Annotated in this window: 23 protein-coding genes and 3 pseudogenes; 11 read left to right on the forward strand and 15 right to left on the reverse strand. The window is 56.6% G+C overall.

The window, feature by feature from the left end; translation table 11 throughout:
- Positions 1–193 precede the first annotated feature (193 nt).
- Complete coding sequence (locus ACA051_RS01280) at positions 194–2,287, reverse strand: TonB-dependent receptor (RefSeq protein WP_497373188.1); 2,094 nt, start codon at positions 2,285–2,287, stop codon at positions 194–196.
- Positions 2,288–2,541: 254 nt separating this feature from the next.
- Between ACA051_RS01280 and ACA051_RS01285 the strand changes: the two genes are divergently transcribed.
- From ACA051_RS01285 to ACA051_RS01315, 7 genes are all read left to right on the forward strand, one after another.
- Entirely contained in the window at positions 2,542–3,213 is a 672-nt protein-coding gene (locus ACA051_RS01285; protein WP_497373189.1) for a DsbA family protein, read from the forward strand.
- 17 nt (positions 3,214–3,230) lie between these two features.
- Positions 3,231–3,626 (forward strand): nuclear transport factor 2 family protein, encoded by a 396-nt coding sequence (locus tag ACA051_RS01290; protein WP_497307005.1) that lies wholly within the window; start codon positions 3,231–3,233, stop codon positions 3,624–3,626.
- Between the two features lie 239 nt (positions 3,627–3,865).
- Positions 3,866–5,152, forward strand: a complete 1,287-nt coding sequence (locus ACA051_RS01295) for an OprD family porin (RefSeq protein WP_497373190.1) — start codon at positions 3,866–3,868, stop codon at positions 5,150–5,152.
- Between the two features lie 231 nt (positions 5,153–5,383).
- On the forward strand, positions 5,384–6,133 hold the full coding sequence (locus tag ACA051_RS01300; protein WP_094469618.1) for a 2OG-Fe dioxygenase family protein: 750 nt from the start codon (positions 5,384–5,386) through the stop codon (positions 6,131–6,133).
- 46 nt (positions 6,134–6,179) lie between these two features.
- Positions 6,180–6,593 carry a GNAT family N-acetyltransferase gene (locus ACA051_RS01305; protein ID WP_169857613.1) on the forward strand — a complete coding sequence of 138 codons (414 nt, stop codon included), beginning with the start codon at positions 6,180–6,182 and terminating at the stop codon, positions 6,591–6,593.
- The gene (locus ACA051_RS01310; RefSeq protein WP_497307009.1) at positions 6,590–7,306 is read left to right on the forward strand and encodes an AzlC family ABC transporter permease; all 717 of its coding nucleotides are present in this window, start codon (positions 6,590–6,592) and stop codon (positions 7,304–7,306) included. Before ACA051_RS01305 ends, ACA051_RS01310 begins: the two co-directional genes overlap by 4 nt.
- Entirely contained in the window at positions 7,285–7,602 is a 318-nt protein-coding gene (locus tag ACA051_RS01315) for an AzlD domain-containing protein (RefSeq protein ID WP_094469616.1), read from the forward strand. Before ACA051_RS01310 ends, ACA051_RS01315 begins: the two co-directional genes overlap by 22 nt.
- Here the strand turns inward: ACA051_RS01315 and ACA051_RS01320 are convergent.
- The gene (locus ACA051_RS01320) at positions 7,519–8,445 is read right to left on the reverse strand and encodes a LysR family transcriptional regulator (protein WP_042932449.1); all 927 of its coding nucleotides are present in this window, start codon (positions 8,443–8,445) and stop codon (positions 7,519–7,521) included. The genes ACA051_RS01315 and ACA051_RS01320 overlap by 84 nt on opposite strands.
- A gap of 537 nt (positions 8,446–8,982) precedes the next feature.
- Between ACA051_RS01320 and ACA051_RS01325 the strand changes: the two genes are divergently transcribed.
- Positions 8,983–10,596: a Fic family protein gene (locus ACA051_RS01325; RefSeq protein ID WP_497307014.1), complete on the forward strand. Its 1,614-nt coding sequence runs from the start codon at positions 8,983–8,985 to the stop codon at positions 10,594–10,596.
- A 72-nt stretch (positions 10,597–10,668) separates the two neighbouring features.
- Here ACA051_RS01325 and ACA051_RS01330 read toward each other — a convergent pair whose 3' ends face one another.
- Together ACA051_RS01330 and ACA051_RS01335 are read right to left on the reverse strand one after the other, a co-directional pair.
- Positions 10,669–10,950: a DUF3077 domain-containing protein gene (locus ACA051_RS01330; RefSeq protein WP_497307016.1), complete on the reverse strand. Its 282-nt coding sequence runs from the start codon at positions 10,948–10,950 to the stop codon at positions 10,669–10,671.
- A gap of 227 nt (positions 10,951–11,177) precedes the next feature.
- Positions 11,178–11,366 (reverse strand): hypothetical protein, encoded by a 189-nt coding sequence (locus ACA051_RS01335; protein WP_497307018.1) that lies wholly within the window; start codon positions 11,364–11,366, stop codon positions 11,178–11,180.
- A 226-nt stretch (positions 11,367–11,592) separates the two neighbouring features.
- Here ACA051_RS01335 and ACA051_RS01340 point away from each other — a divergent pair, with 226 nt between their 5' ends.
- The 3 genes from ACA051_RS01340 to ACA051_RS01350 are packed head-to-tail and all read left to right on the forward strand — an operon-like array spanning position 11,593 to position 13,221.
- Positions 11,593–11,814, forward strand: coding sequence for a tautomerase family protein (locus tag ACA051_RS01340; RefSeq protein ID WP_059406388.1), 222 nt, complete (start codon positions 11,593–11,595; stop codon positions 11,812–11,814).
- Entirely contained in the window at positions 11,811–12,467 is a 657-nt protein-coding gene (locus ACA051_RS01345) for a DsbA family oxidoreductase (protein ID WP_497373192.1), read from the forward strand. Before ACA051_RS01340 ends, ACA051_RS01345 begins: the two co-directional genes overlap by 4 nt.
- Before the next feature lie 43 nt (positions 12,468–12,510).
- Complete coding sequence (locus ACA051_RS01350) at positions 12,511–13,221, forward strand: SDR family NAD(P)-dependent oxidoreductase (protein ID WP_497373194.1); 711 nt, start codon at positions 12,511–12,513, stop codon at positions 13,219–13,221.
- A 148-nt stretch (positions 13,222–13,369) separates the two neighbouring features.
- On the opposite strand, the gene ACA051_RS01355 is transcribed toward ACA051_RS01350, so the two are convergent.
- The 11 genes and pseudogenes from ACA051_RS01355 to ACA051_RS01405 all read right to left on the reverse strand — a co-directional run.
- Positions 13,370–13,582 carry a hypothetical protein gene (locus tag ACA051_RS01355; protein ID WP_497375487.1) on the reverse strand — a complete coding sequence of 71 codons (213 nt, stop codon included), beginning with the start codon at positions 13,580–13,582 and terminating at the stop codon, positions 13,370–13,372.
- A gap of 563 nt (positions 13,583–14,145) precedes the next feature.
- Entirely contained in the window at positions 14,146–14,889 is a 744-nt protein-coding gene (locus tag ACA051_RS01360; RefSeq protein WP_497373196.1) for a hypothetical protein, read from the reverse strand.
- 102 nt (positions 14,890–14,991) lie between these two features.
- Positions 14,992–15,408: a transposase gene (locus ACA051_RS01365; protein WP_497373198.1), complete on the reverse strand. Its 417-nt coding sequence runs from the start codon at positions 15,406–15,408 to the stop codon at positions 14,992–14,994.
- 98 nt (positions 15,409–15,506) lie between these two features.
- A complete protein-coding gene (locus tag ACA051_RS01370) occupies positions 15,507–16,655 on the reverse strand; it encodes a site-specific integrase (RefSeq protein ID WP_497373200.1) in 1,149 nt (382 codons plus the stop codon).
- Entirely contained in the window at positions 16,652–16,864 is a 213-nt protein-coding gene (locus tag ACA051_RS01375; protein ID WP_497307027.1) for a hypothetical protein, read from the reverse strand. The genes ACA051_RS01370 and ACA051_RS01375 overlap by 4 nt, the downstream gene beginning before the upstream one ends.
- 156 nt (positions 16,865–17,020) lie before the next feature.
- Positions 17,021–17,221, reverse strand: a complete 201-nt coding sequence (locus tag ACA051_RS01380; RefSeq protein WP_497373202.1) for a hypothetical protein — start codon at positions 17,219–17,221, stop codon at positions 17,021–17,023.
- Positions 17,218–17,481 (reverse strand): hypothetical protein, encoded by a 264-nt coding sequence (locus tag ACA051_RS01385; protein ID WP_497373204.1) that lies wholly within the window; start codon positions 17,479–17,481, stop codon positions 17,218–17,220. The genes ACA051_RS01380 and ACA051_RS01385 overlap by 4 nt, the downstream gene beginning before the upstream one ends.
- Before the next feature lie 59 nt (positions 17,482–17,540).
- The gene (locus ACA051_RS01390) at positions 17,541–17,864 is read right to left on the reverse strand and encodes a hypothetical protein (protein ID WP_497373206.1); all 324 of its coding nucleotides are present in this window, start codon (positions 17,862–17,864) and stop codon (positions 17,541–17,543) included.
- Positions 17,865–17,882: 18 nt separating this feature from the next.
- Positions 17,883–18,911: pseudogene (locus tag ACA051_RS01395) on the reverse strand (bifunctional DNA primase/helicase); the annotation flags it as partial.
- Positions 18,897–19,631, reverse strand: a pseudogene (locus ACA051_RS01400) (phage portal protein); the annotation flags it as partial. The pseudogenes ACA051_RS01395 and ACA051_RS01400, both read right to left, overlap by 15 nt.
- Positions 19,543–20,133, reverse strand: a pseudogene (locus ACA051_RS01405) (phage terminase large subunit family protein); the annotation flags it as partial. The pseudogenes ACA051_RS01405 and ACA051_RS01400, both read right to left, overlap by 89 nt.
- Position 20,134: the final 1 nt, after the last annotated feature.

Here is a 20,134-nt window from a genome sequence, read left to right on the forward strand (position 1 = left end):
GCTGCCGGGATGGCGGCGCTTTTTTATGGGCGATGGTTTTTTGAAATACAGATTTTTTGGTCACCACCAACCCCCTGTGGGAGCGGGCTTGCTCGCGAATGCGGTAGATCATCAGCATCTATGTTGACTGAACCACCGTATTCGCGAGCAAGCCCGCTCCCACAGGGGATTGGTGTGGACATCCGGTGGTGTTTTAGAAGCTATAGGTCCCAGTCACCACCAGGCTGCGCGGTTCACCCGGTTGAATCTGCGCGGCGCTGGTGGCGGAGGAGTAATAGGTCTTGTCGCTGATGTTGTTCAGCGCCGCGCGCAAGTCCCAGTCCTTCTGCCGGAAACCGGCCAGTGCATCCCAGCGGCCATAACCCGGCAGCACGACGGTGTTGAGGTTATCCGCATAGCGCTGGCCCACCAGGGTCAACCCGGTTTCTGCATACCAGCCCATTTCTGGTTTCCAGGTCAGGAACAGGCTGGCGTTGTGCTTGGCTACGTTGCTGATGCGTTTGCCTTCAAAGCCGTTGTTGTCCTTCTCGACCGTCGCGTCTTGCACGCCCACACCACCGCGTACATACCAGTTGCCAGCGATTTTTCCAGTGCCGGTCAGCTCGATCCCGCGGGAACGTTGCAGGCCCGAGAGCAAGGTGATGGTCGGGTTGAGCGGATCGCTGGTGCGGCGGTTGTAGAGTTCCAGTTCGTAGATTGCCAGGGTGGTGCTCAGGCGATCGTCGAGCCAGTCGCTCTTCACGCCGATCTCCTTCTGCTTGGTCAGCTCCGGGCTCAAGTCGTTGCTGTTTCCGGCAGTGCCCGGCGTGATGCCGATCAAACCACCGCCCACCGGCGAGAACGTCTTGGTCCAGGACGCGTAGAAGGAATGATTCTGCAGCGGCGTCCAGACCAGTCCTACACGCGGGCTGGTGCTGTGGCTGTCACGATCTTCGGAAATGCCCCGCAGCTTGTTGGTCGATTCGATGTCGAAGGTGTCGTAGCGCAGACCGGCCAGCAGTTGCCATTGATCGCTCAGGCGCAATTGATCCTGCACGTACACCGCACGACTTTCGACTTCGGTGTGGTTGTCGCTGGACACCTGCATGCGCCCGGTATGACGCAGATCTCGATTCGGGTTGTACAGGTCCAGCGCAGGCACCGGTGAGCTCCCCGGCCCGGAAGTGGCCGCGTTGTACAAGGTCGGATCACGGCGCTGGCTGCCGATCTCGATGCCGGTCAGCAGGCGATGCTCCAGACCGAAGGTGTTGAAGCCGCCTTCCAGTTCGACGTTGTTGTAGACGTTGCGGGTGGTCAGGTCCTGTTGCCAGTGCTGGCGCGTGACCTTGTTGGTCGCCGGGGTGTAATCGGTCAGGTAGGTGTTGTCGAAATCGCTGTCGAGCTTGAACACACCCAATGTGTGGCGCAGCTGCCAGTTGTCGCTGAGTTCATAGCTGAGTTTGGAACGCAGGGATTGCGACTTGTCGTCTATGAAATCGTGCTCGCTGCCGTAGGTCGTATCGCGTCCTACGTCTGCCGGACGCCCGTTTACCCCGGGAATGCCGCGATCCGGCGTGCGGTTGTAACGGCTGTATTCGTACTGCACCAACCAGTTCAGGTCCGGCGTCAGTTGCCAGCTCATGGACGGCGCGAACAATTGGCGATTGCCGCTGACACCATCGCGAAAGCTGTTTTGATCCATGTTGCCCATGTTCAGGCGCAGGCTGATGTTTTCGGACGGATCGGTGCTGAGGTCGGCATAAAGGCTGCGCAAATCATCGCTGCCGCCTTGGGCTTCGATGGTCGAGCGGCGGCCGAACTCGGGCAGTTTGCTGACCCGGTTGACGATCCCGCCCTGGCTGCCACGGCCGTATAGAACGGCCGCCGGGCCCTTGAGGACCTCGATGCGCTCGATATTGTGCAAGTCGCGCACGTATTGGCTGTCGTCACGAATGCCATCGAGGTAGAAGTCGTTGCTCGCGTCGAAACCGCGGATGCGCAGGCTGTCGAAACGTGTGTCGGCACCGCTGCTGACGTTGGGGATGCCGCTTAACGCAGTGCCCAGATCATTGGTGCCGTAATCCGAGACGTTTGCGGTTTTAATCGAGTCGATGGCTTGAGGCACGTAGCGTACCGGTGTCGCGGTGCGTGTGGCGGTGCTGGTTTCCTTCACTCGCGGGTCGTCGGCCTCCGCTTCGGCACTGATCGAGGTTTCGGGTAAAACGGTGGTCGCGGCGCAGGTGAAACCGGCAGACAGAAAAGCAGAAAGCCCAAGGGTTACGGGCGTAAGGCGGAAGGGGGCAGGCATCTGAAGCGCATCCGAAGGGGTGGAAGAATTCGAGGGTGCGAATGGTAATGCTTGTTATTTACTTTCGTTAATTATTCCTGAAAAGTTCCGTTGCTTGATTGTTTCGAGTTGTGTCGAGATTGCTACAGAGGCTCCTCGAGGCTATTCGACCGATTCATGAAACAGACTGAACGCCATTCCAGCGTTTTTCCGAAACGGTTCGAGGATTAGTCTGCCGGCATCGAATTTTCCCGATTGGCTGCCGGAGTCTTCCCATGATCCTTCACTACATTTACGACCCTTTATGCGGCTGGTGCTACGGCGCCAAACCGCTGGTGCAAGCGGCTCAAGGCGTGTTGCCGGTGAACGCTCACGGTGGCGGCATGATGAGTGGCGCCAACCGCCAAACCGTTTCGCCACAGCTGCGCAACTACGTGATGCCCCACGACCGCCGCATCGCCGAGTACACCGGCCAACCATTCGGCGAAGCGTATTTCGAAGGCCTGCTGCGCGATGAGACGGCTGTGTACGATTCCACGCCACCGATTGCGGCGGTGCTGGCCGCCGAGCAGGTTGCCGGTCGCGGGCTCGAGTTGCTGGGGCTTTTGCAGACGGCTCATTACGTGGAAGGTCGGCGCATCGCCGATAAAGCGGTTTTGTTGGCGCTCGGAAAAGACATCGGCCTTGAATCCCAAGCGTTCCAGCAGGCGTTCGAAGCAGCCGAAACCGATCACCATATCAGGGAGACCCGCGCTCTCTTGGCCAAGGTAGGCGGCCAGGGTTTTCCGACCTTCGTCCTTGAACAGAAGGGTCAATTCACCGTGGTAGATATCGGCCCCTGGCTCGGCAAGCCGCAAGCGTTCGCGCAATGGTTAAGCCAATCGCTTCACGCACAAGCTCCATCAACATCCGTGCAAGCCTGTGGCCTCGACGGCTGCGCCCCTTGAATTCATCCGGAGTCACCATGGACAACCTGAGTCTGATCAAAAGCACCTACGAAGGCGCCAACTCCCAGGAAAACGCACGCAACACCGAGGCGGCGCTGGCCGCTGATGCCCGCTGGACCGAAGCTGCAGGCTTCCCTTACGCCGGTACCTACGTCGGTTTCGACGCCATCGTCGAGAACGTGTTCAAACGCCTGGCCACTGAATGGGACGATTTTCAGTTGAAGATCGAGGACTACGTCGCACAGGGCGACAAGGTGTTTGCCTACGGCAATTACAGCGCAATCTACAAAGCCACTGGCCGTGCGATGAACGCTCGCGTTGCGCATTTGTGGACCTTGGCCGAAGGCAAAGTCACCCACTTCGAACAGTTCGTCGATAGCCATACGGTGCAACTGGCAATCGCTGGCAAGTAATCTCTTAGACGATTTTCACCTTTTCATAGACGATTCATGAAATTGACACAGCCTTCTGGGCGCGGCTACGATCGCGCCCAACGCCTGTGGCTAACCGCCATGACTCATAAAAAATAAAAAGGCCCGCCACGATTTTTTCGTGGGCGGGCCTTTTTGTTTTGGGTGAAAAAAGAGTGCGATAGCGCCGTTTCAGCCGTTCGACACAGCGCGTATCAACCGGTAATAAGGAAAAGAACAAAATGTTGAATAAGCGAATCAGCCTGATCGCTCTGGGGATGTTGAGCGCTACACAGGCCATGGCTAACGACCAGGCCGAGTCCAAGGGATTTGTTGAAGACAGCAGCCTCAAAGTGCTGCTGCGCAACGCCTACATCAATCGTGATTACAAAGACGGCAACCCGGACAAAGCCGAGTGGGGCCAAGCGGCCATCGGTACGTTCTCGTCCGGCTTCACCCAAGGCACTGTCGGTGTGGGTGTGGATGCTTTCGGTCTGTACGCACTGCGTCTGGATGGCGGCAAGGGCCGTACCGGCGCACAAGGCATCGACTTCTTTAAAAAGGGCGACAGCGGCAACGCGGCTGACGACCTGTCCAAGGGCGGCGCAGCGGTCAAATTCCGTCTCTCCAGCACCACGCTGACCTACGGCGACCAGATGCCGGCCCTGCCGGTGCTGAGCTACGACAACTCGCGCCTGCTGCCAGAAAGCTACACCGGCACCCTGATCACCTCCAAGGAGATCAAAGGCCTGGAGCTGAACGCCGGTCGCTTCACCGCCGAGTCGCGCAAAAGCGCTGAAGGCCGTGACAGTGGTGGCCTGAAGTCGATCAACGTGTTGGGCGGCAGCTACCAGTTCACCGAACAATTCAAGGCTGCGGTGTACGCCTCCGACGTCGAAGACGTGTTGAAGAAGCAATACGTGAACGCCAACTACGTGTTCCCGGTCGACAAGGATCAGTCCCTGACCCTGGACTTCAACGGCTACCGCACCAAGCTGGATGATGCCTACGTCCGCGAAAGCGGCGCTACCGGCGACGACAACAAAATCTGGAGCCTGGCTGCGACTTTCGCCACCGGCCCGCACTCGTTCACCCTCGCTCACCAGCGCAGCACTGGCGACAGCAACCTGGGCTACGCCTACGGCGGTTACCAGAAGGGTCAAGGTCGTGTTGGTGACGGCGGCAACACCATCTACCTGGCGAACTCCTACTGGTCCGACTTCAACGCCGAAGACGAGCGCAGCTGGCAGTTGGGCTACGGTCTGGACTTCAGCACCTTCGGTATTCCGGGGCTGAGCTACAACTTCGCTTATGTGCGCGGTGACAACATCACCACGTCCACCAGCGAAGGCGGCACCGAGCGCGAAATCTTCAACCAGTTCAAGTACGTCGTGCAAAGCGGCCCGGCCAAAGACCTGAGCGTGAAACTGCGCAGCTCGATCCTGCGTGTTTCGCAGAAATCCAGTGAGTACAACGTCAGCGGTAACGAAGTGCGTGTGTTCGTGGACTACCCGATCAACATCTTCTGATGATCGATTGAGTGTTCAACACTCGCTAAAAACCCCGACTGGCTCGGGGTTTTTTTTCGCCTGAGAACCATCGAAAAACGCATAAAACGGCCATTTTCGATCATGAAAAGTTGAATTAAAGCAACGTCATGCCCCGTTTCAAACAGCGCTTGATATGCCTCAAATTCTTTCTCATGGACGTAAATCCTGTGCTCTCTAGATTAGGCAGCTAAATGCACGGAGATTTTTAAAATGATCGTTTTGAACAAAGAAGTGGGCGAATTTCTACGGCGTGACAAATATGCGAACGTCCGGGGTGCTGACTTCAATCTTTTCGGTCATTTCAACGACTTCGTCAGATTGACCAGAAGTTGGGAAAACATGGAGCCGGACAGTTACTACGGTCAGGCCGAGGCGGGCATGCGGTACCGTCGCTACAGCGATTTCGAGTACAACCCGGTCACGCGCGACCTGAAGCAACTGGAACACCGCGCGTATGTTCAGTCCAAGGCGAACAACAGTTACGTTGGCGGGATGGTTCGGCACTTCCAGGACTTCTCCGATGAGATCATCAGTTCGCCGGTGATGCGCAGCCTGATCGACACCGACTTCGAAGTGTACAAAAACGTTTTGCCACCTGAGTTGCACGACGAAATCTGGCAATGCCAGATTCACCAGATCCGCATCGAGATCAAGCCTGGCAAACAACTGGAAATCACCCCGGAAGGTATTCACTGCGACGGTTATCCGTTCAGCGGCGTGCACTTTTGGGGACGCAATAACGTTGAAGGGGCAGAGAGCCGTTTGTACGACACGGAAAACCAGGAACACCTGGCCTCGACGACGTATCAGGAAATCCTCGACACCACCTACTTTCTCGATCGCGACATGCGTCACTACGTGACACCGGCGCGCAATACCCATTCTCACGACATGGCGTACCGGCAGATTCTGGCGATCTCTTTCTCGCGGCCCGGGACCGCTTTCGACATTGTTCGCTGAACAGTACAACTCCGTGACCAGCCTCGCCGAGTGCCCCGCACCGGTGATGTTGCGGCGCACCACGGCCAAGGATGCACAGCGCCTGGAACGCTTCTTTCGGCAATTCGAAGAAGTGTCTTTCTGTGAATGGCAGGACGCCAAATGCCTGCGCAGTGTGCTGGTGCAAAAGACCACCACCGCGTTTATCGCGCTGGACGTCAGCGGCGAAATCGTCGGCGCCGTGTTGGGCGGAATGCTCGGCAGTCGCGGCACGATCAACCACCTCGCCGTGAGCCCGGATTACCGCAGCCAAGGCGTCGGTCAACGCCTGGTTGAAGCGGCGTCCTCAGACATGAAGCGCGTGGGCGTGCTGCGGATGTTCCTGTTTGTCGACGATGCTAACCTTGCCGGCCAGCGCTTCTGGAGTGCCCAGGGTTTTTGCGAACCGCGCGGCGAAAGAACATTTGAGAGGGACCTATGAATGAGACGTCCAGCAGCCCGCCGCTGATGGTCGAGCCCCACGCTTCGCGCACCTTCGCCGAGGCCAGCCCGGTGGTTGCGGGTTACTTCACGGTGGCGTTTGTGTTCGGTTTGATGGCGGTAAATGCCGGGTTGCCCGTATGGCTGCCGGTCGCCATGTGCCTGTTCGTCTATGCCGGCGCTTCGCAGTTCGCCGCCCTGGCGCTGATTTCCAGCGGCGCTTCGCTCACCACCATCATCCTCACCACGTTTCTGATCAATGCGCGGCACATGCTGATGTCGGTCTACATGGCCAAGGCGTTGCAAGCGATGGGGCTCAGTCGAATGGAGCGCTGGTGTTACGCGGGTGGGTTGACCGATGAGTCATTCGCTTTTCACAGCGTCAAACTGGGTAAAGGCTCGCCCGTCAACGTGCGTTACCTGATTGGTTTCAATCTGTATTGCCACACCTCGTGGGTGCTCGGCGGTTTGCTGGGGGCGATTTGCGCGCAGTACGCGGCGCACTTGATTCAGTATCAGCTCGACTATGCGCTGACCGCGATGATGCTCTACGTGCTGGTGTCGCTGTGCAACACACGTAACAAACTCATCGCCGCCCTGGCCGCTGTCGCCTGCATGGGCGCGCTGAGCCTGGTCGGCAGCTCGCCTTTCAACGTATTCATCGCCACATTCGTGGGCTGCGGGGTGGGCGTATGCCTGACCAAACGTTCCTGATCCTGGTGGTCGCGCTGATGATGGCCGTGACCTTCCTGCCGCGTGCGTTGCCGCTGCAAGTGAACACCGACCATTGGCCGCCCTTCGTCGCCCGGGCGCTGGAATACTTGCCTGTGGCGATCGTCGCTGCAATCAGCCTTACGCCGTTGTTGATCAAGGATCAGCACGTGCAGCTCGATCGCCCGGAATTCTATGCCGCGATTCCGACGTTGTTATGTGCGTATTTCAGCAAAAACCTCTTTCTCTCCGTTGCGGTGGGAACGGCTGCGTACATTGCGCTCGGCTCGTTCATGTAGCGGGAGGTCGACCACATCGTGCAAGGCCTGCCCCGACAACTCCGGATTATTGATCGCCAGCCGCACTTCGAGGGCATCCTCGAAACCGGGGAAAATGGTCAAGCCGTTACGCTGGGCCGCATCCCGCGAGACCATGCCGAGGCCGTCCATTTGCGTGATCAACGACAACGTCAGGGTTTCGCTGCAGGAATAGACCATCCGCTTGCCCGACTCGTAATTGCCCAGACCGGCGTCGAGAAAGCGCAAGAAGCTGTGGGAATACGGACAATCGTCTGCCGGGCGCACCTGAAACTTGTTTCCGAGCAGCACCAGCGGATCATGTTCCTGACCGCAATGCGCACCGACCACCTGCACCTGGACCTCGGGCAGGATGATGCTGGGCAATCCCGGCTTCTGCGGACCAATCAGCACCGCCAGGTCGAAGTCTTCGTTCTTCAGCTTGCTGAGGTTTTCCATCGACTCGGCGTAGCTGAATTCCAGCTGATAGTCGGGAAACACCTCAATCAAGCGTCCGATCATCCGCCGATTGAAGTCAGCCGACAGCGTCGTGTTCAGCGCCACCTTGAGCGTGCGCTGCCCAGGCACCTTCAGCGCGGCGACTTTTTCTTCCAGTTGCCGCGTGGCAACCAACACCTTGTCCATGTAAGGCGTGAGTTCCGTGCCCTGGGTGGTCAAGGTCAATCCCTTGTTGGAGCGACGAAATAACCTAAAACCGAACTGTTCTTCGACCTTGTTCAACTGCGCAGCCAATGCCTGCACGGTTAAACAGGAATGCTCTGCCGCCGCCGACAAAGAGCCGGTCTGAACGATGCGCATCAGATTGCGTAGGGTTCTGCTATCCATTGGGTAATGCCCTCTAAAGTGGGCTGGCTATTGTTGAGTACCTGGCCGTCGGTTGGGCGATACGTGCCGGCTATAATCCTGCACATGAACACGCTTGTCCCGAGTTTAGTAGCGAAATGATGCTGCGTCCGATGGCTGGAGGCTTACATAGAGTCGAGGTTTTTGGGGAGGGGTGGGTGATCAGGGTCAAAAAAATGCTCGGACCGGGAGGTTTGGGCATTTTTTTTGGTTGAAAAGGCAGCGACGTTTCGGGTTTCAGCGTGTGAGGGGTTCAGTGAAATTGTCTGGTTTCGAAACGGTTTTGTGCAAAAAGCCAGATTTATGATCGTTTTTGAGCAAGTAAAATCGTTTTTATACGCTTGGGTCAGTTTGAGGTGCCCAATTCGATTGGCGAAGCTCAATTTGAAGTGCTCTAAATGTTCGTTTTTATGCATTAGCCCCGAAAAATAATCATTTTTATGCAGCAAAACCTGATTTTGATCGTTAATCTCCATTTATGGCGATTTGATTTGGCCGAGGTTTCAAAAGGAGTGTGAGGTGAGCGAGTTTCCCGTAGACCCCATCGGTGCTGCCTGGTTAGCAACAACATTCGACGTGCGCCCAATGGCACGGCTACCTGTGTTAAGTCAGGTCGGTAGCCGACGGTCAACCCAGGTCGAAGACGGGTTTCGTCTTGAGACCTATACGGAAAACATGCGCCCCGATCCGGACTTTTCATCCCATCTGCAATTTCACCTGCGGCATGAAGTCCCGAACCTTGAGTTCTTGACCAGACTGTTTACCAAGGTGGGTGCTGCACCGTTACAAGGCTGGTTGAAGGACGAGCCCACCGGCCAATATGCCCGCAGGTCGGCGTTCTTGTTTGAGTGGCTCACTGGCGAGCGGTTGCAGGCGCCAGAACCTATAGGCGGCAAGTATGTCGACGCCATCAACGCCGATCTGATGGTGGCGGCTTCACCCGAAGAGGCAGTGAAGGTGCCGCGTTGGCGAGTGAATGACAACCTGCCTGGCACGACCTACTTCTGCCCAATCGTCGTCAAGACAGCAGCCGTCCAGTCAGCAGCGGACCTCGATGTGCCTCACCTCTTTGGTCAACTGACCGCAGAGTTTGGCGAAGCGCTTCTGCTGCGCGCCGCCGCATGGATGACGCTCAGGGAAAGCAAAGCCAGCTTCGCCATTGAAGGGGAGGCGGACCGTTCTACGCGTATCCAGCGTTTCGCAGATGTGTTGGCGCGACGAACCGGTCAGGGCGAACTGCCGCTCACCGATGCTGCCCTGGCTGAGATGCAAGAAGAAATCCTTGGAGCAGTGACCACACTGACACGAATGGGGATTCGGCAATCTCCGGTGTTTGTTGGCGAAACTGTCCGTTATCAGGAGATTGTCCATTACGTCGCTCCCCCGGAAGGCGATCTGGAGCGGATGTTGGAAGGCATTCGCGTCTTTCTGAATCGTACTCAAGGGCAGTCCCCGGTCATGCGCAGTGCTGTAGCAGCGTTCGCGTTCGTCTATATCCATCCGCTGGCCGACGGCAACGGCCGGGTCCATCGCTTCCTGATCAATGACATTCTGCGTCGTGACGGGGCCATCCCAGACCCGGTGATTCTCCCGATTTCAGCTGTTATCACTGACGACTCTGCTGAGCGGCGTCTTTATGACAGCGTGCTGGATCAGGTTTCAAAACCACTCATGCAGGGCATACGAGACCAGGTAACATTCGCCAATACGCGTACGCAATACCCTGACGGCGTGGTCTCGAATATTGAATTCACAGGCCAGGATCAGGCCCGCCCGGTGTGGCGCTACCCGAACCTGGGACCACACGTTGTGTTCATGTCCAACGTCATTCGTCGCACGATCACCGAACAGATGCGTGAAGAGTCGCGGTATTTGCGCAGCCACATAAGGGCCAGACAGGCGATCAAGGAAGTCGTTGAAATGCCTGATCAACAGGCTGATCGGCTCTTGCGATCCATAGAGCAGAACGAAGGGAAGCTGAGCAACGTATTGGCAAAGGAAATGCCTGTGCTGGCAAGGCCGGATATTTGGGCTGCCATTGTCGACGCTGTGGCTCAGTCGGTTCGGGGGGAGGAGCCGATAGACAGTAGCGTGAGTGATCGATACCACCCGAATCAGCCAGTGGGTCGATGACCTACTTACGCAAAAAGCCCCGATTGATTCGGGGCTTTTTTTGCGCGCAGTTTTCTGATGGACGTGACGGCGTTACTGATTGCGATTGTTCATCGGCGCGTCCAACACCTTCACCACGTCATCAATGATCGCCTTACTCATATCCTGCAAATAATGCGATGCCCAGGCATGCCGGTCGGTGTCGCGGACCATTGCGGCGTCTGATGCGAGCAGTTTGGCGACGTGGAGCAGGTCGGATGCGTGGGAGAGGGCTGCGATGACCGGGACGCCGGCGTTTATGCGGAAGAGCGGTTGGTTGGCGTGGTAGGAGAAAGGGGTGAGGCCGATGGTTTTCAGGTCTTGAGGGTTGGTCATTGGGCACCTCCGGTTTTTGGGCGGTGGTGTGCGTGACTTGGTGCAGCAATGGCAAAAATTTTGAATGGATTGCGGGCATTCATAAGGAGAACTCCAGTTGGTTTCTGCATCAAATTCGAGTTCTCAGGCCCGGTCGCTGAATTGGCAGCGACGGGTTGAAAGTAGCTTGAGGGCCGCGGATGCGCAATCGTGGCTAGGTGGTGGCGTAGGGTGAGAGCTTCGGTGATTTACTGGTCCTGAGGCTTGGGAATAGGGGAATGCCCCACGTCTAATCTGACGCCGGCCTCATTCTCTTCGACGCCAGGCTTTTGCGGGCAATCAGTGACTATCGATAGCTCCACTTCCCCCACCATTTTGTTGGCGATTTCCTCGTCGTGCGTGACATGGAACGGGCTGTCGAAAAATAGAATTGTCATGAGCATTTCTCCATTTTTTGGCGATATCTAAACGTTGCGTTAAATGGAAGTTGGCCGATTAATCATTTTCGACGCAAACAGTTTTAGCGTCCTCCATCGAGACAATCATTACACGAAGTAACTAATGATGTTCCCGCTCCCACCTTTATCCCCTCCAGCTAACTCCATACATTGAGCTCCAACGCCGACCCATTCATTCCGAAGGGAAGGTCACTGGAGAGTCCTCATGCCTTTCGTAAGCGTACGCATCACCCGCGATGGCGTTACCTCTGAGCAGAAAGCTCAGGTGATCGCCGAAATCACTGAAACCCTGGAGCGCGTCCTGAAGAAGGATCCGCACCTGACCCACATCGTGATCGAAGAAGTCGACACCGATAACTGGGGTTACGCCGGCATCACCACCACCCAGTACCGAAAGCAACTGGCTGAGGCGGAGGGCAAGTCATGACCGCGACAGTCTCCATCGATTTCATCTCCGACGTGGTGTGCCCGTGGTGTGCATTGGGCGCGACGGCGCTGGAGCAGGCGATCGAGAACGTGGCTGGTGAAGTCTCGGTGGAGCTGACCTACAAGCCCTTCGAGCTGAACCCGGACATGCCGGCAGTCGGCGAAAAAGCGGTCGAGCATTTGATGCGCAAATATGGAAGGACTGCCGAAGACGTCGCCGCCGGCAAAGCGATGCAGATCGAGCGTGGCGCGGCCATCGGTTTCAAGTTCGATTTGGAGAAACGCACTCACTTCTACAACACGTTTGATGCGCATCGGCTGCTGTTGTGGGCGTTGCAGGAAGGGCGGCAGGTCGCTCTGAAGAAAATCCTGTTGCGCGCTTACTTCGCCGACGGCCAGAACCCGAGTGATCGCGAGACGCTGGTTCGTCTGGCGGCTGAAGCGGGACTGGATGCGGCGGCTGCTCAAGAGGTGTTGGCGTCCGGCGCGTTTGCCAAAGAAGTACGTGAGCTCGAAGCGTTCTACCGCCAGCACGGCATCAACTCGGTTCCGGCCATGGTGCTGAACGGTCGTCACCTGGTGTCCGGTTCGCAGTCGGTCGAGTACTACGAACAGATGTTGAGACAAATGGCCAAGGCCCCCGCTGAAGCCTGATTACTTACTTTTTCAAACCATCATTTATTAGTAGAGGTTCATCATGAGCAATTCGAAAAAAGTCATCGTTATTACCGGCGCATCCCAAGGTCTCGGCGCAGGCATGGTCAAAGCCTTCCGTGAACTGGATTACAAAGTTGTCGCCACTTCGCGTTCGATCAAACCGTCCACCGACCCGGACATCCTCACCGTGGCCGGCGACATCGGCGACCCGGCAGTCGCGCAACAAGTGATCCGTGAAGCCATCGCACGTTTTGGCCGCATCGATACTCTGGTCAACAACGCCGGAATCTTCGTTGCCAAGCCGTTCACCGCTTACACCCCTGAAGACTACGCTGCTGTGTTGTCGGTAAACCTGAATGGCTTCTTCTACATCACCCAACTCGCGATCACCGAGATGGAAAAACAAGGCAAAGGCCACGTTGTCAACATCACCACCAGTCTGGTGGATCACGCGATTGACGGTGTGCCGTCGGTACTGGCCTCGCTGACCAAAGGTGGCTTGAACGCTGCGACCAAGTCCCTGGCCATTGAGTACGCCAAGCGTGGGATTCGGGTGAATGCGGTTTCCCCAGGCATCATCAAGACTCCGATGCATGGTGAGGAAACTCATGAGGCGCTGGGGAATCTGCATCCGGTTGGGCATATGGGTGAGATTGATGACATTGCGCAGGCTGTTGTTTATCTGGATAGCGCGAACTTTGTTACTGGTGAGATTTTGCATGTGGATGGTGGGCAGAGCGCGGGTCACTAAAAGCGGTTTTTTCAAAGGCCAGAAACAACAAAGCCCTCGTATTTTTACGAGGGCTTTGTTTTTTGGTGTCGGCACCAGATCTGAAAATAGATCTGAGAATCGTCTGGTCGGCTCCCCACCTCTCGTAGGTGGCGAGTGATCCCATTCGCTACAGACAGGAAAGCTCCACATCTTCGTCGTCGGGGATTTCGTCCGTAACAATCACTCGTGCATGCGCGCTGTGCTCGTCCTCCATACGCAACCCGAAGTAGCGGGTATCGTTGGCGTCCCAAAATGCCTCTATCTGCGCCATGAGCGCATCTTCAAGCAGCACCTCGGCGCTGTGCTCCAAGATGATCGAGTAACGTCGTTCGGTGTTCATTACAAAGAGGCTCGCAACGGCGGAGTGAAGTGGCAGGTTGTGCATAAGCACTGATGCCATTATGCCGCCTCACTGATTTTCGACCTTAACCGCTCATCGTTTTGGTGAGGTATGTAGATGTGCGGTACCAGAATTGGATGCGTCGATTCGCACCTTTGATGAATATAACCATCCTTCAGCGAGAGGGGCGGAGGAGGAGCGAACACGAAACGAGGAGCGAGCAGGGGAAACTCAGGAGCGTCAGACCCATAAACGAAAAAGGCCCACCTTTCGGTGAGCCTTTTTCGATACTGCGTATGGTGCCGGCACCAGGAGTCGAACCCGGGACCTACTGATTACAAGGAAGCTGCTCAGAACCGTAAAATCAAGGGCTTGAGAGAATCCTTATTACGTGCGGGTATGCCAAACTCCGCGATATTCGCGGGCTCTGGTTCGCTTCTTACGTGGGCTTTCAGTTCGCCGTATCAGTTATTTCTCGGCCCTTGAAGTTGTGCATTGCACCCACAGAGCATGCCACAGTCCATTGTGTAGTTTGCGAGTGTGGTTTATCAGGCCATCTTGGATCAAAGCTGGATAGAGAGGGTGTCATTGGTCAGCGTATATTTCGGTTCGCGGAACTCGACCCGAAATTGACCAACGCCTGTGCCTATAATCAAAGGCACAGTATGACCATCGCTGTAGAAAGCCTGTGAGTTCAAGGGCCACTGTTCCATGTGTTTTGTTCGGTATGCAAAAAACACAATGGAATGATGGAGCATCAAGAGCGATCCCCATCCTGCATTGGGAGGTACCTCTTCTAGGTCATCGACGGCAAATGAGCCCTGAACATTGACGGTCATAGATCGCCCTGCTGGGACCGCCCAAAAAATCAGTACATAGGGATGCCAGTGGTTTGTTGTCAACAAGCCATCACTCTTTCTGGCCCCAGCCGGAGAGTTTGGCCGGAGTTTTGGTTCTGACAAAAAAATTGTCATCAGATGGCGCATGCCGAGCGTATCTCCATCTTCACTCCGAAGCTGATTACCCCGAATTGAGAAGCCACTAGCGCCCGATCGATCATACGGGCGTACATGGGTCACCCCAGTGCCATGAAGGCTGAGCTTCCCGTCGCCTCCAGCTTGATATGAAAGAAGCACAGGTTTTTGATCTAGGTCGAGTGCGGGAACTATCCATACAATGTCTTCAAAGCCAGGCGCGGCAATGTAGATGCTTCCGTCTCGATTCTGCGTAATGCTGAATATCTGGAATGAATCCGAACCTGCACCGAGGAAGATGCGCCGGTTAGGCGATGCTGAAGGTTGATCCATGGGTATCTACCTAATAAGCCGATCTGTGAGGCGAATGGTCGAGTGCGCGTCTCGCCTCAAAGCACGCATGTATCGCGGGCTTGTGGGATTATGGGGATTTTACTAAGCGGCCAGCACTCGTCTAAGCATTGCTGCTGTCTCTACATCGTCCTTGCAGTGGTAGATTTCTTTCGCCATCAGCCTCATCGACTTACCAGGGATAACCTCAGCGTCACCGTCCGAAAGATCGACGCTCGCAAGGTCCTCAGCTGTAGGTAGGCCGTACGGGAATTGGACAATCACCCACACATCGACTGCGCGAAAGACGGCACCGCTCTTTGTTTCCACCCTGTCCATCAGTTCAGCGATTTTTGCTGCTCCGGCTCCATACATAAGTGCGGCGTTCAGTCTGGGACTTAAGCGAACACCTATCAAAGGAGGGGAATTGTGGAAAGTGATATCGCAATAGCCCTCTCTCATTGAGAGATCCACGAGTTGTCGCATGGTGTGTTGCAAGGGAGACATGTGTTCGTCTGACATAGCGTCGTCCTTTTTCGTTGGTTGTTTCCGCTCTCAGGCTAGCAGGCAATCGGAAAGACACATTGAGTTGCGACAAGGCAGTACGAAAGCCGACTACGTTAGTCGGCAGAAGGGAATACGAGCGGGGTGCTGTGGTCGTAGACGTCCATCATCTTCGGGTCACGGTGTCCGCTCGCTTCTTGCTTGTCGGCACGGGTGCCTGCCGTATCGGTAATGCCGCGTCGTTTCAGGTCATGCAGCGCAAAACGTTCCTCCGGTGTGACAGCTCCGTCCGCGATCGCCAGTGTGATGAACCTCTGCCAGGCGGTGTCGAGGCTGGACTTGCGAAGCGGGCCGCCGTGGCTGGCCACGATGATGTGACGCCGTAATGGTGCGATCGGAATTGCCGTCTTGCGACTTTCCCAGGTCCTTGCACGAAGCGCCTTCGCGCTATCCCAAACCGCACGTAACCGCGGAGTCCAACGCACTATGTTGTCACGGCTGCCCTTGCGTCGGTTGGTCAACAGTCCCTCGTCCAGTTCGTTAGCGTCCGTGAGAGTTACGACCTCGATGCCGCGTAGACGACAGAGGTAGGCCAACTCCATGACGCTGGCCAGATACTCCGGACAACCTCCTGGTTCATTGCGTGCCAGCCGGCCGCGTGCAGTTGCGCGATCGATCAGGACGTCCATCACGTTGTGACGTGGCAGCCGGCGCTGTTTACGCTCGATCGGCGCCTCGATGCCGAGCGCGGGGTTCACTTCCAGAAATCCACGGTTGCGGCCCCACTGCAATACGCGCCGCAGGTATCGCAGTGCGTGCGCTGCTTTCGAAGGTGTGCCTTCATCCGCGAGTCGATCGACGATGCGTTGCACCAGAGCAGCCGTAAATTTCTTTACAGCCAGGTCGCCCAGCGGCTTGCCCAGTTTGGTAGGTACGTTGAGCATCACGTCGCGGGAATAGCAGTAATCATCGTGGGTTTTGGGGCTGAGTTTTTTATAGCGGTCGCTCTCGTGGAATTGCTCACAAACATAGCGCAGGGTGCCCCGATCAATGTTGGACGCCTCGTCCATAATTCGGTGAAGTTCTGCGAGTGAGGCGACCGCCGGCGCTAAATTCTTCCGGCGCTGTTTTCCTGTCTCGTCGTAATGAAGGGTGTACCAAACGCCGCTGCCGCGATGATCAAAGTAAACGGCCGCCGGAAGGGCGGCCTGATCGACATGCGCAGGGATGTGGGGATTATGCTTACGCTTCCTGGCTCGCCTCATATGATATCGACGTCGTACCGTTCAGAGCTGGCCGGCTTGACGCCGCCGGCATGGTTAATCAGATCGAGCGTTGTCCAGGGACCGGTGCGGCCGCGAAACAGTCGCACGCCCTGGTCAATCAGCGATCGTTCAACATCCGACCTGCGCTGATAGCCAGTGATGTGCTGTAGGTCTTGAAAGGTCAAAATACCTGATGTGGCCAAGGTCACGGCACAGCCCCCGAATCTGACAATTTCCGCACCTGGTGGAAGCCGAGTTTAGAGGCGGATTCAGGTACAAGCGTAGTAGAAACCCAGACGTCAGATTCTGGCTGTACGCGCAGTCCACCGGGAAGGCGGACTACAAACCTGGCTGGCGATCGGCAGTTATACATAGCGGAGTTCCTTTGCTGTCTTGATTGCAGCCTTTTCGGCCATCACTGCGGCCCATTCGTCAGTTTTACGGTGCTGACGGATGCGGCTGCATTTTTTGTGTTTGCGGGTGGATCTGGCTGTACCGCATATATCGCAGATGCTCGGCAGGTCCAGCCGTTTGCTGGCCATTGCTGGACGTTCACGGGTACTCACGCAACGACCCCTGATGACCCTCGGCTGGCCAGCAACTGGGCGACCACGGCGACTTCGTGTGCGCTGATGTCGCCAAGCTCTTTTGCAAAGCTGGTTACGCATTCAAGACGAATCCTTGCGTCGTCTGTTTTCCGCACCTGGTAATCGAACAATGCGGTGCCGACGATCCGAATGGCCATCAGATGCCGTGCCGACTGGACGTCATCGTTGGGCGTTGTGTTAGCCTTCAATTCGCTGCCGCTTTGGTGCTGTGCTTCCATGGTGTTGCCCTCAGTGGTGGTCGGTGCCGGGGAGCTGTAACTCCTCGGCACCACCTTAATTACCGGCCTTCGCCGGCACGTAGTTGTGGCGAACCTTCCTTCTTGACCAGGTGGATCAGCAGATCCTCAAGCTCGGCCACTTCCTCTGTTGCGGACTGCCATTTAAGTACCGCGTGGATTTGTTCTATCGTGCAGTCCCGCACCAAGATTTCGGTGTCGCCTCCTACTGCACGTACCTCAAGAATCTCAACTAAGCCCGTTGCTCCGTACGCCTCGGCGTGAGCGGACACTGGTTGCCCCATCCAGTCCTGTAGGCCCAGCAGGTGCTTGAGGCGATCTGTATGACCCTCCCGGCCGGCGCCGGTGATGACTTGAACGTGCATGTTTTCTCTCCGTGGTGGTCAGGCCTTGAACTGCCAGCAGCTCACCGATTCAGGTGCGGGGCTGAGTGGCATGTTCTTGCGTTGAATGCTGTTGATGGCGCTGGACGTGGTGCGGTTGACGTCAATCAACTTGTGGGAGCGGCAGTCGCGCAGCAGTTGGCGTAACGTGCCGATGTCTGCGAGCTTCTGGCGATGCTCGGCCGCGACTTTGGCGAAGCCGTTTAGGTTGATCGCGATGACGTCGGGCTTCTTGCTGTGATTAACTAGCGGCTCGCTGCTGAGCGATTCCAAGTACTCGTAGACCTGCCAGAATTCGACCACTTCCGGCGGATCGGTAACGATCGCGGCCTGACGTTCGTGCGCCATTGCGATGACTTCGCTGCGGGCGTCTTCGATCATTGTTCCGCTTAGGGGCAGTACAAGGGCGAGACAGTCCAGTACCGCGAGCATCATGCTGTGGTTCTTGATGATCCGAGCCGAACCGAGAGTTCGCAGGGAACGTAGATACTCGCGATGTTTCGGGTAGCTCTCTGCAAATAGAGCCAGCACCTGCGGTTCGTGGCTGATCGCTAGAACAAGAAAATTGCTGACTTCGTCTATTTCCACCTGGTTAAGCGCATCCGCTGCTGTGGTGCTTTCAGGTGTGATCTTAGGTTTGAGGAAGTGCAGTTTTACGATCCGGCTCATGATGGCCTCGTGGCCGGTCACTGGGGCGTTCATGCTGATAGCGATCGTGCCACGAAACTCAGGCTCGTAGGTTTCGTTCGTATTGTTTTTCACGCCACGAGTGCCCAGCAGACCGCCGCCGAAAAAGTCTTTCAGTTCGTCCCAATCAAATGATTTTGTGTTTGCTGCGTCGCTATTCCGATCGCCTTCGATCAGCACGACGGGCATGCCGGCAACTTGGCCCATTGCCCGACTGCGCCCGGATGTGGTGCCTTTTTTCGGATCGAAGCCCTCGTAATGGCGTCCAAAAAGTTTCCACAAGAACACGATCAACGTGGTCTTGCCGGCGTCCGCTTCACCGGTGGCCTCAAGGAACGGAAAGCCTGCGTTGTTTTCCGGAATGATGCCCGCTAGTGCGGGGTTCATCCGCCAGGCAGCGATCACGTCATTACGCGTGATGTTCTTGACCTTTTCCAGTTCGTCCTTGGCCTGGAAGTCACCCACCGGAATAATTTGAATCGCTTTCTCGGTACCGCCCGGGATGTTCACGAACAGCGATCGAAAGTTACCCACACCCTTGCTCGCACTGATCTGATCGCGCAGCGATACTTCGTCTTCCTCGGTCAGGTTCGGGTCGTTGGTATAGAAGATGTAGCCTGCGTGGGCGCCGTTGCTGTAGTAGCGCCGGCGAAAGAGGGTAGCGGCCTCATTGAGCAGCAGCGCCTGCATGCCGCCCAGGTACTCAGGCACGCCGTAGATGTTTTGTTCCACGTCGTAGTTCATGACGTGCTCAACCTCGTCTTCGCTGAACTCCAGCTCTTTGCCGTCTTTCTGCAGCATCACAAACCCGCCGCCGACCTTCACCCGCATGTTGATCGCCGGCAGGTGATCCATCTCGAGCACCTGGCCGAAGGCATTGCGGTTTCGGCGGAAATACGCTTCGCCGAACACCATGAAATCCAGCGCTGCGCAGCTCATGGTTTTGATCGAGCAGCCTTTGGATGATACGAACTCACGCAGCAACAGGTTGCGTTTGAATCCCGGAATAGCGCCGTGGTGCGCGTTGGCGCGCAGCAGTTTGGCCAGGCCTTGGCGCGACACTGGCGGGGTGTAGGTTCGCCCGTCGTGGGTGGCGAACACGCCCAGGTAATGTCCGATGTTTTCGGATAGCACCTGTTCCGGCGCACCGAATGAAAAGGCTCGCATCGGACCGGTTGCCGGTGGTTGCTGCTGATTTTTTGCTGGTTTGCCCATGGGTGCTTGATCCGCTGAAGGTGTAGCGGCTGCGCCGCTGTTTATTGGTGTTGAGGGGTTCATGGGCGAGGGCGTGCATGATCGCCCAGGCAATGTCGGCGTGGCCGGAGGCGTCGGTGCGCGATGCGCTGTAGGTCACTTGACCGCCGCCAGTGGTGCCTCGCTTGATCGTCAGGAAGGCCTGAGCGATATCGTTCCAGCCGGCGTCCCACTCGATGCGGCTGCCTTGGATCGTGTCCTGCGCCTTGAGCACCAGGGTGTTTTTAGTCTCAAGGCTGTAGTGGATCGAGGTTGCACGCGGGTAGAAGTCGCGCACCAGGTCGAACACGCCGTAACCGATGCCGGTGCTG

The sequence above is a fragment of the Pseudomonas sp. LBUM1669 genome (assembly GCF_059695705.1).